This is a genomic window from Nocardia farcinica (genome assembly GCF_029867845.1).
GTDB lineage: Bacteria > Actinomycetota > Actinomycetes > Mycobacteriales > Mycobacteriaceae > Nocardia > Nocardia farcinica_A.
Genome location: NZ_JARWRU010000160.1, coordinates 1 through 10,124, shown reverse-complemented (window position 1 = coordinate 10,124; position 10,124 = coordinate 1). Strand labels below are relative to the sequence as shown.

Below are 10,124 nucleotides of genomic sequence, written 5' to 3'. Positions count from 1 at the left end.
ACTCCCCCCGCGGCCGGGGGGGGGAATGGGCGGGGCCCGGGGCTAGGGGGGGCTGTTCCCGGGGGCCCGCGTGAGGTCGGCCCGGGGGGGAGGGGCCGACGCCAACGATCCTACGCGATAACCGGCCGATTGTGTGCACGGCACGGGTGCGATTTCCCGAACATTCTCCGATCGGTCGCCCGCCGGGCCCGTCGCGGTCGCCCGACCCGATGTCCACCGGGCCGGCCGGGCCGGGAGTTCGTGGCATTCAGCCGGTTACACGCCGGCCGACCCGGCCCGCACGTGCGACGTCGTCGATGTGTCGGACCCCTCTGCCACGATGGCGCGATGGTGATCCGGGAAGCGTCCGCGGGCAGGGGAACGCCGCGCGGGCGGAGCGGGTGCGGGGCGAGCGGGCGGGCGGAAATTCAGCTGCGTCCGCGCGGGCGGAGGCCGATACTGGCACCGGCCGCGTCTCGCGGTCGCCCCGAGGACCGCCACGACGACGTGCACTCTTCCACTTCAGGAGCAACATGCCCGACGCAATAGTCGCCGAGGGGCTGGTCAAGCGCTACGGCCGCCTGGTCGCTCTCGACGGCCTCGATCTGCGAGTGCCCGAGGGCACCGTAACCGCACTGCTCGGCCCCAACGGAGCAGGCAAGACCACCACCGTCCGCGTGCTCACCACGCTGCTCGTGCCCGACGCGGGCAGCGCCACCGTCGCGGGGATCGACGTGCTGCGCGATCCGCAGGCGCTGCGCTCGCGCATCGGCGCCTCCGGCCAGTACTCGGCGGTGGACGAGTATCTCACCGGCTTCGAGAATCTCGAGATGGTGGGCAGGCTGTACCACCTCGGCGTCAAGCGCAGCAAGGAACGCGCCCGTGAGCTGCTGGAACGCTTCCGGCTCACCGACGCCGCCGACCGCCCGGTGCGCGGCTACTCCGGCGGCATGCGCCGCAGGCTCGATCTGGCGGGCGCGCTGGTGGCCAACCCGCCGGTGCTGTTCCTCGACGAGCCGACCACCGGGCTCGACCCGCGTGCCCGGCTGGATCTGTGGGACGTCATCGAGGAACTGGTCGCCGGCGGCACCACCCTGCTGCTGACCACCCAGTACATGGACGAGGCCGACCGGCTCGCCGACGCCATCGCGGTCATCGACCACGGCAAGGTCATCGCCCGCGGCACCGCCGACGAACTGAAATCCATGGTCGGCGGCGACCGCATCGAGCTCACCGTCGACTCCGCCGCCACCCTGCCCGCGGCCGAACGGGTGCTGAAACCGCTCGCCGACGGCGACATCCACCTCGAGCCCTCGCTGCGCCGGCTGGTGGTTCCGGTGGGCAACGGCTCGCAGGCCCTGGTCGACGCCATCGGGCTGCTCGGCGCCGCGGGCGTGCAGATCCACGACGTCGGGCTGCGCCGACCGTCGCTGGACGACGTGTTCCTCACCCTCACCGGCCACGAGGCCGAACGGGATTCCGACACCGACGCCGCCCGTCCCGCCGAGAACACGGAAGGGGCTGCCCGATGAGTTCGGCTCCCACCACGGTCGATCGCACCGAACCCGGTCTGTCGAGCAGGCTCGCCATGCTCGTCGCCGACAGCGTGACCATCACCAAACGCAATGTCATCAAGATCAAGCGCGTGCCAGACGTGCTGATCTTCTCCACGCTCTCGCCGATCATGTTCGTGCTGCTGTTCGCCTACGTGTTCGGCACCGCGATCGACGTGCCCGGCCTGGAAGGCGGCTACCGCGAGTTCCTGATCGCGGGCATCTTCGCCCAGACCGTGGTCTTCGGCGCTTCCTTCACCGGTGCGAGCCTGGCCGAGGACATGCAGAAGGGCATCATCGACCGGTTCCGCTCGCTGCCGATGGCGCCGGTGGCGGTGTTGATCGGGCGCACCGTCAGCGATGTGGTCATCAACGTGGTGAGCCTGGTGGTCATGTCGATCAGCGGTCTGCTGGTGGGCTGGCGCATCCGCGGCTCGTTCCTGGACGCGCTGCTGGCCTACCTGCTGCTGTTGCTGTTCGCCTACTCGCTGTCGTGGATCATGGCCGTGGTCGGCCTGCTGGTCCGCTCGCCCGAGGTGTTCAACAACGCCAGCTTCATGGTGATGTTCCCGCTGACCTTCCTGGCCAACACCTTCGTTCCGATCGAGAATCTGCCCACCGTGCTGAAGGTCTTCGCGGAGTGGAATCCGGTCTCGGCGGTGGTGGCGGCCACCCGTGAGCTGTTCGGCAACACCGGCGGCATGCCCCCGACCTCGCAGGCCTGGTCCATGCAGCATCCGGTGGCGACCACGCTCATCTGGGTGGCCGCCATCAGGGCGATCTTCGTGCCGCTGGCGCTGCGGCAGTACAAGCGGACCGTCAGCCGCTGAGACCGCGCCGCCTCGGCCGGCCGCGGGCGCGGCGCGGCGCGGCGGTACGGGTCAGTTCGCCTCGGCTCCGTTGGCCCCCTCGGCTCCGTCGCGCGGAGTCGGGGGGTGCTGCGTCTCGGCGGAGTCCTGGCCGGACGTCGAGGCGGCCGCCGTCGCGCCGTTGGACGACGCCACCGCAGGGGTGGGCGCCGCGTCGGCCGTCACCTCGCGGGTGTGACCGATACGCGGCGGTTCCGGGGCGGGCTCCGGCGGCAGCGGCCGCTTGCTGCGCACGATCCAGGCCGCGCCGCCCGCCGCACCGAGCAGGGCCGCGGCGATGAGCCGGTTACGGGAATTCGCGGAGAGGAACGAGGGCCTCGAGGTCATTCGTTCACTTTGGCACAAGGCGGGCACGGATGCAGAAACCGCAGGTCGGAGCCGGTGTGAGCGGTGAGCGCCGAGGGGCGGTGTCCGATTTCGCATAGCATGGCCGGGTGATGAACGCTCGCCCGTACGCGCCCACCTGCGCCCGCCACCCCGATCGGGTCACCGGGCTTTCCTGCACGCGCTGCGGCCGCCCGGCCTGCCCGGAGTGCCTGCGGCCCGCGTCGGTCGGCCAGCACTGCGTGGACTGCCTGCGCGCGGCGAGCGCCGAGGTGCGGCCGGTCCGCACGGTGGCGGGCGCGCCGGTTGCCCAGGTGGCCACGCCGTATGTCACCTACGGCCTGATCGCGGTCAACCTGCTGTTCTACGCGATCACGGTGTCCCAGTCGGGCAACCTGATGGACAATTTCCGCTCGTCGCTGTTCCTGCGGCTGGCGCTGGTGCCCTCCCTGGTCGCCGACGGCGAGTGGATCCGGCTGATCGGCGCGGGCTTCCTGCACTACGGGCCGATGCACCTGGCGCTGAACATGTTCGCCCTCTACGTGATCGGCATCCAGGTCGAGCCGGTGCTCGGGCGCTGGCGGACGCTGGCGCTGTACGGGGTGTCGCTGCTCGGCGGCTCGGCGGCGTGCATGCTGCTCGAGGCGCCGAACTCGATGGCGGCGGGCGCGTCCGGCGCGGTCTACGGCATGTTCGGTGTGATCGCGGTGCTGATGTTCCGGCTGCGGATGAATCCCACCCAGATCCTGGTGATCATCGGCATCAATGTCTTTCTCAGCCTGAGCCTGCCCGGCATCTCGCTGTGGGCGCACCTCGGCGGACTGTTCGCCGGCACGGTGGCCACCCTGGGGATGCTGTTCGGCCCGGAATGGCTGCGGGTGCGCGATCCCGCGACCGCGCGGCAGGTGGGCTCGGCCGCTGTCGCCGCGGTGGCGCTGGCCTCGCTGGTGGTCATCGTGGTCGCGGTGGCGCTGCTCGCCTGAGGTCGGCCGGGAGGGGACGTCAGTCCCGCAGGGCGGCGATGCGGTGCACCACCAACGCGTCGAAGACGTTCTGCGGGTCGGTGCCCAGATCCCAGCGGCCGAAGATCAGCAGCCGGTCACCCTCGCCGTGCCGCACGTCGATCTCCAGCATCGGGGTGCGGCGGCCGAGCCTGCGGTAGCTCACGATGCGGGCGCGGATCAGCTGTTCGGGGCGGTATTCGGTGGGACCGAGCAGGCTGCGGACGATGAGCCGAGGTTCGGGCCCCGGGCGCACCTTGAGGCGCGGGCGCTGCCGGAATCCGAGGACGGCCAGCCCGAGCAGACCCGCGGCGGCCAGGCCGACGAGCAGCTTGCTCGGCGCGTCGGCGGCGAAGAAGGCGGCGATCGCCAACGCCACGCCGCCGACCCCGACGGCGATCTGGGCGGGGGTGGGGGTGGACCAGGTGAGGCGGGGTTCCTGCGGCGTCGAATCCGGGTTCACGTGGCGCTGTCCCCAATCCATCCTCGAGTTGTCCACAGGTTCATCCACAGGATGTGAATGAATGACACAGGTGTAATTAAAGCGCCGGGAGGGCTGGGGCGCAGGTCAGCGCCACCGCATGGTCATGATCAGGCCGATGACCATCAGGCCGAAGCCGATCAGGAAGTTCCAGGCGTTGAGGTCGTTCATCCAGCTGATCTGCTCGGCGGCCAGGTAGTACACCAGCAGCCACAGCAGCCCGGCGAGCATGAACCCGAGCATGATCGCGACGTACCAGACCGGAGACGGCCCCGCCTTGACCTTGACCGGGGTACGGCTGGCAGGATTGATCGAGTAATCGGTCTTCTTGCGGACCTTCGACTTCGGCATGACATCCTCGGCATCGGGACTATCGGTCGACGTCAAGGCTATCCCAACCGGTAATCGATGGGGCACCCCGGCGAACCTGCACTAATCTCGATGCCATGCGTGTTCTGGTCGTCGACAACTACGACAGCTTCGTGTTCAACCTGGTGCAGTACCTGGGCCAGCTGGGGGCCGAGGCCGTCGTCTGGCGCAACGACGACGCCCGGTTGTCCGACACCGAGGCCGTGACGGCCGAATACGACGGCATCCTCATCAGCCCCGGCCCCGGCACCCCCGACCGCGCCGGCGCCAGCATCGACCTGGTGCGGGCCTGCGCGAAGAGCGCGACCCCGCTGCTGGGCGTGTGCCTCGGACACCAGGCCATCGGCGAGGCCTTCGGCGCCACCGTCACCAGGGCGCCGGAGCTGCTGCACGGCAAGACCAGCGAGGTCTACCACATCGGAGCCGGCGTGCTGGCCGGGCTGCCCGACCCCTTCACCGCCACCCGTTACCACTCGCTGACAGTGCTGGAGCAGACCATGCCGCCCGCACTCGAGGTGCTCGGGCGCACCGAATCCGGCCTGGTCATGGCCATGCGCCACCGGGAGCTGCCGATCCACGGCGTGCAGTTCCACCCCGAGTCCGTGCTGACCCAGGGCGGGCACCGGATGCTGGCCAACTGGCTCGGCGTGTGCGGTGAACGCCCCGCCGAGGGGCTGGTGAAGCAGCTGGAGGCGGAGGTCGCGTCGCTGGTGCTGCGGTGACCCGACCGTATGTGCTGCTGTCGGCGGCGATGAGCCTGGACGGCTTCCTCGACGACGACAGCCCGCAGCGGCTGCTGCTGTCCGACGCCGCGGATTTCGACCGCGTCGACCAGGTCCGCGCGGAGTGCGACGCGATCATGGTCGGCGCCCGGACCCTGCGCTCGGACAATCCGCGCCTGCTGGTGGCCGCCGAGTCGCGCAGGCGGGCCAGGCTCGCGGCGGGCAGGCCCGAGTACCCGTTGAAGGTGACCGTCACCGCGAGCGGCGCGCTCGACCCGGGCCTGCGGGTGTGGCACGAGGGCGGCGGCAAACTCGTCTACACCACCGCGGCGGGCGCCCGAGCACTCGGCGACTCGCTGGCCGGACTGGCCGAGGTGCGCGTGCTCGGCCCGCGCATCGACCTCGGGGCGCTGCTGGACGATCTCGGCGCGCGCGGGGTTCGGCGGCTCATGGTGGAGGGCGGAACCAGCCTGCACACCGCCTTGCTGGCCGGCGATCTGGCCGACGAACTGCGGCTGGCGGTCGCCCCGCTGCTGGTCGGGGCGGCGGGCTCGCCGCGCTTCGTCGACCCGGCGGTGTTCCCGGCGCGCCGGTTGGTGCTCACCGACGTGGACATGGTCGGCGACATGGCGGTGTTGCGCTACCTGCTGCGCACCGAGTCCATCGCCGACCGGGACCGGCGCTTCCTGCGCCGGGCCATCGCGCTGGCCCGCGCCTGCCCGCCCAGCGCGACCGCCTTCTCGGTGGGCGCGGTCATCGTGGCCGACGGCGAGGTGCTCGCCACCGGCTACTCGCGCGAGACCGACGAGAAGGCGCACGCCGAGGAGGCGGCGCTGGACAAGCTCGACCCGCGCGACCCCCGGCTGGCCGGCGCGACCGTCTACAGCACGCTGGAGCCCTGCTCACAGCGCGCCACCGCCTCCCGGCTGCCGTGCGCCGACCGCATCCTGGCGGCGGGCATCGGGCGCGTGGTCATCGCCTGGCGGGAGCCGTCGACCTTCGTGCGCAACTGCGTCGGGGTGGAGAAGCTGCGCGACAACGGCGTCGAGGTCGTGGAGTTCCCCGAGCTGGCCGAGGCGGCGATGTCGATGAATCGCCACCTCGACCTGGGGTAGGACGGAACCGGGGGGTGTCCCTATGGTGTTCGTCAAGCTGCTGAGGCTGCAGGTGTGCGGTAGGGCTGTTTGGTGCGGAGCATGGCGAACAAGACGTCGCATCGTCGGCGTGCCAGGCAGATGAGGGCGGCGTTGTGCTTCTTGCCCTCGGCTCTCTTTCTGTCGTAGTAGGCGCGGCTGGCTGGGTCGTGCAGGGCTGCGAACGCGGACAGGAACAACGCTCGTTTGAGTTTGTGGTTGCCGGAGCGGGCGGGGTGTTCACCGCGGATGGAGCTGCCGGATCGGTGGGTGATCGGGGCGATGCCGGCGTAGGAGGCGAGATGGCCGGCCGTGGCGAACGCAGTGGCGTCGCCGACTTCGAGCAGGATGCGGGTGCCGGTCCTGACTCCGATGCCGGGCATCGAGGTCAGGACCTGGGCAAGAGGGTGATCGGTGAACATCTCCTCGATGTCCTCGGCGATCTGCTTGCGTTGCAACAGAACCGCTTTCAGCGAATCAGCCAGCTTCGGGAGCACGGTTTCAGCGGCTTTGGCGCCCGGAACGGTGACGGTTTGCGCGGGCAGCGCGGCCAGAATCTCCTCGACCAGACGGGCACCCATGCGTGGAGCATGTTTGACGGCGATGGCGGTGAGTTTGCGTCGGCCCGCTGCGCGGATCCCTTCGGGACCACCGCAACGCGACAGGATTTCCAGCACTGCCGGGTGCGCGACTCTCGGGCCGAGGACGCGTTCGAGGGCGGGGTGGATGCCGGTGAGCAGGCCGCGGATGCGGTTGCTGGTGCGGGTCGCTTCGCCGGCGAGGTCGTCGTCGAACCCGGCCAGGACACCGAGTTCTGTGAGGGTGTCGTCGCCGATGTCGACGCGGCGCAGCGTGTGGGGCATGGTGCGGGCGGCGTCGGCGATGATGTGGGCGTCGCGGGCGTCGGTTTTGGCCTGGCCTGGGTAGAGGTCGGCGATGCGGCGCATCGCCAGCCCGGGCAGGTAGGCGACATCGTGGCCGCAGGCGCGGGCGACGGTGACCGGCAGGGCGCCGATCGTGTTCGGCTGGTCGACCACGATCAGTAGTGGCCCGTGGGCGGCGAGTTTGTTGAACACCGCTCGCAACCGGGACTCGTCGTTGGGTAATGCCTTGTCGAACAACCGTTTCCCGTTCGGGTCGAGCCCGACCGCGTGGTGTTCGCCTTTTCCCACGTCAACGCCGCAGAACACGGCATAGGGTTGTTTCACCTTGCTCGGTCCTCATCGCATCGAAACGCTCATCGGACGGTCGCCCGATCTGGCGTCAACGCCCGGCACCCACGTTACGAAGAGACCTATCAGCGGCCCTGTCCCCATCAGCGGTCCGTCGACGCCACCAGGGCCCGGCGACACCACCCCCCGGATCATTCGAAAGACAGGGGCAAGTAGTCATACCGGGCCTGGCGACCGTGGGCCCGATCTGGGGCCCACGAAAAAGGTAACGGGGGCGTTCGGCGTGTCAGAGCCGGGGGCGGGCGGCGCCATGGGACGCCAGTCGCGCGCCGGAGGGTGCGGCGTTGACCACGCCGTCGTCGAAACGCTCCAGCACCAGCTGCTGGGTGGCCGCGAGATGGGTGCGGTACAGCCGCTCGGCCTCGTCGGCCTTTCCCGCCTCGATCTCGCGGATGATCCGCCGGTGCGTGCGCACGGCCTCGTTGGCCTCGGCGCGGGAGGGGTACTCACCGCGCCGGGTGAGCGCCTCCGCCCACGCCTCCTCCTGGCCGGACCACAGTGTGACCAGCGTGCTCACCACATAGCGCACGGTGAGGTTCGGGGTGAACGACACGATCAGGTCGTGGAATTCGCGGGCGGCGTGGGTGAAGGCGACGCCGTCGTCGAGCAGTTCGGCCGAGCGGTCGACGCTCTCGGTCAACACGGGCACCACGGTCTCGGCGCGGTCCTCGCGGCGCGCGCACTCGGCGGCGCACAGCGGTTCGAGCATGCGCAGGCCGCCGGCCAGATCGCCGAGGGTCACGCGAGCGCCTTGCAGTGCCAGTCCGAGATGGTAGGCGGCGGAGGCTTCGTCGGGCCGGTGCACCTCGGCGCCACCGACATTGCCGCGCCGGACCGTGACCAGGCCCTCGGTCTCGAGGATGCGCAGTGCCTCGCGGATCGAGGGGTAGCTGACGCCGAAGTCCTGGACGAGCTGGTCCTGGGTGGGAAGCCGGTAGGTCTCGTCACCGGCCAGGATGCGGGCGCGCAGTTCGGCGGCCACGGTTTCGGCGATCCGGCGCTGCGGCACCCGGCCGCGGCGTGCGCTGGTCATGCCCGCTGCTCCGGGTCGGATGGCACGCGCTCTCGCCTGTCGGTCATCTGCGGCATTCTAATCACCGGCGGATGACCATACAAACATTGTTATCCTTGTGAGGATTGAAGTAATCTGCGCCACATGGACTTCACGATGGGCACGGCCGCCGCGGCGTTGCGCGGGGAGTTGCGGCGGCTGATCGCGACGGAAGTCCCCGCGGATTTCCTCGGCGCCTTCACCGACGACCCCGCCGATCTGGCGGTGGCGCAACGCTTCTGCGCGCTGCTGGCCGAACGCGGCCTGTTGTGCGCGGCCTGGCCGGAGCGATTCGGCGGGCGCGGAGCCTCGGTCTGGGAACAAACCGTGGTCCGCGAGGAGATGTGGGCCCACCACGAGCCGCGCGGCGCCCAGTACATGGGCGTGAACTGGGTGGGGCCGACCATCATGCGCCACGGCACCCCCGAGCAGCAGCGCCTGCACCTGCCGCCCATCGCGCGCGGCGAGGTGATCTGGTGCCAGGGTTTCAGCGAGCCGGACTCCGGCTCCGACCTGGCCTCGCTGCGCACCGCGGCCCGACCCGAGGGCGACGGCTGGCGCATCACCGGACAGAAGATCTGGACCTCCTACGCCACCATGGCGCAGTGGTGCTTCCTGCTCGCCCGCACCGCCGTCGAGGAACGGAAACAGCAGGGGCTCACCGTCTTCCTGCTGCCGATGTCCGCGCCGGGGATCGTGGTGCGGCCCATCCGCTCGATGCTCGGTCCGCACCATCTCAACGAGGTGTTCTTCGACGAGGTGCCCGTCACCGGGGCCGATGTGCTCGGCCCGGTCGGCGCCGGCTGGTCGGTGGTGCAGGAGGTGCTGGCTTTCGAACGGGTCGGCATCGCCCGCTACGCCCGCTGCGAGCGGCTGTTGCAGGCCGCCCCCGAGGCGCTCGGCGAGCGGTGGGCGGCACTGCCCGCCGCCCTGCCCGGGCGCTGGGCGCGGATGCTCACCCGCGCGCGCCGGGCACGCCTGCTCGCCTATCAGGTGCTCGCGGCCCAACGCGCGGGCCGGGTCGCTCCCGCCGATGTGGCCGCCTACCGGATCGCCGTGACGCGGCTGGACCAGGAGAGCGCCGGCCTGCTCACCGAACTCGCCGCCCACGTCACCGGCGACGAGCCGCGCCATCGGCAGTTCCGGCGCGCCGTGGAGGACCACTGGCGCTACGCCAACGCGGCGACCGTCGCCTCGGGCAGCATCGAGATGCAGCAGATCCTGCTGGCGCGGGCGCTGCTCGGCCACACACGACGAGCGGGGGAGGCGGCATGAGTTTCCTGAGTCAACCCCTATGCGGCGACCGGTTGGGTTTGGGGTTCGTGCCGGGTGGGGTTGTAGGCGGTTTTGGTGCGCCAGCAGGCCCAGATGATGCGGAGCCAGGCGCGGCCGAGGGTCCGCAGGGCGTGT

11 protein-coding genes are annotated in these 10,124 nt (G+C 70.5%); 6 read left to right on the top strand and 5 right to left on the bottom strand.

What is annotated here, in order from left to right; translation table 11 throughout:
• Positions 1-512 precede the first annotated feature (512 nt).
• Entirely contained in the window at positions 513-1,511 is a 999-nt protein-coding gene (locus QH283_RS03255; RefSeq protein ID WP_280501531.1) for an ATP-binding cassette domain-containing protein, read from the top strand.
• 56 nt (positions 1,512-1,567) lie between these two features.
• A complete protein-coding gene (locus tag QH283_RS03250; RefSeq protein ID WP_280501532.1) occupies positions 1,568-2,362 on the top strand; it encodes an ABC transporter permease in 795 nt (264 codons plus the stop codon).
• Positions 2,363-2,413: 51 nt separating this feature from the next.
• Here QH283_RS03250 and QH283_RS03245 read toward each other — a convergent pair whose 3' ends face one another.
• Positions 2,414-2,728, bottom strand: a complete 315-nt coding sequence (locus QH283_RS03245) for a hypothetical protein (RefSeq protein ID WP_280501530.1) — start codon at positions 2,726-2,728, stop codon at positions 2,414-2,416.
• A 110-nt stretch (positions 2,729-2,838) separates the two neighbouring features.
• Between QH283_RS03245 and QH283_RS03240 the strand changes: the two genes are divergently transcribed.
• Positions 2,839-3,708, top strand: coding sequence for a rhomboid family intramembrane serine protease (locus tag QH283_RS03240; RefSeq protein ID WP_280501529.1), 870 nt, complete (start codon positions 2,839-2,841; stop codon positions 3,706-3,708).
• Positions 3,709-3,727: 19 nt separating this feature from the next.
• Here QH283_RS03240 and QH283_RS03235 read toward each other — a convergent pair whose 3' ends face one another.
• Together QH283_RS03235 and crgA are read right to left on the bottom strand one after the other, a co-directional pair.
• Positions 3,728-4,210: a PH domain-containing protein gene (locus tag QH283_RS03235; protein WP_280501528.1), complete on the bottom strand. Its 483-nt coding sequence runs from the start codon at positions 4,208-4,210 to the stop codon at positions 3,728-3,730.
• Positions 4,211-4,294: 84 nt separating this feature from the next.
• The gene (gene crgA, locus QH283_RS03230) at positions 4,295-4,558 is read right to left on the bottom strand and encodes a cell division protein CrgA (protein WP_280501527.1); all 264 of its coding nucleotides are present in this window, start codon (positions 4,556-4,558) and stop codon (positions 4,295-4,297) included.
• Between the two features lie 95 nt (positions 4,559-4,653).
• On the opposite strand from crgA, the gene QH283_RS03225 reads away from it, so the two are divergent.
• Together QH283_RS03225 and QH283_RS03220 are read left to right on the top strand one after the other, a co-directional pair.
• Positions 4,654-5,298, top strand: coding sequence for an aminodeoxychorismate/anthranilate synthase component II (locus QH283_RS03225; protein ID WP_280501526.1), 645 nt, complete (start codon positions 4,654-4,656; stop codon positions 5,296-5,298).
• Positions 5,295-6,413 (top strand): dihydrofolate reductase family protein, encoded by a 1,119-nt coding sequence (locus QH283_RS03220; protein WP_280501525.1) that lies wholly within the window; start codon positions 5,295-5,297, stop codon positions 6,411-6,413. The genes QH283_RS03225 and QH283_RS03220 overlap by 4 nt, the downstream gene beginning before the upstream one ends.
• A gap of 32 nt (positions 6,414-6,445) precedes the next feature.
• Here the strand turns inward: QH283_RS03220 and QH283_RS03215 are convergent, their stop codons facing one another.
• Both QH283_RS03215 and QH283_RS03210 read right to left on the bottom strand, forming a co-directional pair.
• Positions 6,446-7,639: an IS110 family transposase gene (locus QH283_RS03215; protein WP_115410566.1), complete on the bottom strand. Its 1,194-nt coding sequence runs from the start codon at positions 7,637-7,639 to the stop codon at positions 6,446-6,448.
• Positions 7,640-7,889: 250 nt separating this feature from the next.
• Positions 7,890-8,696, bottom strand: a complete 807-nt coding sequence (locus tag QH283_RS03210) for a FadR/GntR family transcriptional regulator (protein WP_280501524.1) — start codon at positions 8,694-8,696, stop codon at positions 7,890-7,892.
• A 123-nt stretch (positions 8,697-8,819) separates the two neighbouring features.
• On the opposite strand from QH283_RS03210, the gene QH283_RS03205 reads away from it, so the two are divergent.
• Positions 8,820-9,989, top strand: coding sequence for an acyl-CoA dehydrogenase family protein (locus QH283_RS03205; RefSeq protein ID WP_280501523.1), 1,170 nt, complete (start codon positions 8,820-8,822; stop codon positions 9,987-9,989).
• The last annotated feature ends 135 nt before the right edge of the window (positions 9,990-10,124 follow it).

Bases quoted from the DNA above. Each gene is read 5' to 3' on its own strand.
- QH283_RS03255 (WP_280501531.1), top strand. From the start codon at position 513: ATGCCCGACGCAATAGTCGCCGAGGGGCTGGTCAAGCGCTACGGCCGC.
- QH283_RS03250 (WP_280501532.1), top strand. From the start codon at position 1,568: ATGCTCGTCGCCGACAGCGTGACCATCACCAAACGCAATGTCATCAAG.
- QH283_RS03245 (WP_280501530.1), bottom strand. From the start codon at position 2,728: ATGACCTCGAGGCCCTCGTTCCTCTCCGCGAATTCCCGTAACCGGCTC.
- QH283_RS03240 (WP_280501529.1), top strand. From the start codon at position 2,839: ATGAACGCTCGCCCGTACGCGCCCACCTGCGCCCGCCACCCCGATCGG.
- QH283_RS03235 (WP_280501528.1), bottom strand. From the start codon at position 4,210: ATGGATTGGGGACAGCGCCACGTGAACCCGGATTCGACGCCGCAGGAA.
- crgA (WP_280501527.1), bottom strand. From the start codon at position 4,558: ATGCCGAAGTCGAAGGTCCGCAAGAAGACCGATTACTCGATCAATCCT.
- QH283_RS03225 (WP_280501526.1), top strand. From the start codon at position 4,654: ATGCGTGTTCTGGTCGTCGACAACTACGACAGCTTCGTGTTCAACCTG.
- QH283_RS03210 (WP_280501524.1), bottom strand. From the start codon at position 8,696: ATGACCAGCGCACGCCGCGGCCGGGTGCCGCAGCGCCGGATCGCCGAA.
- QH283_RS03205 (WP_280501523.1), top strand. From the start codon at position 8,820: ATGGACTTCACGATGGGCACGGCCGCCGCGGCGTTGCGCGGGGAGTTG.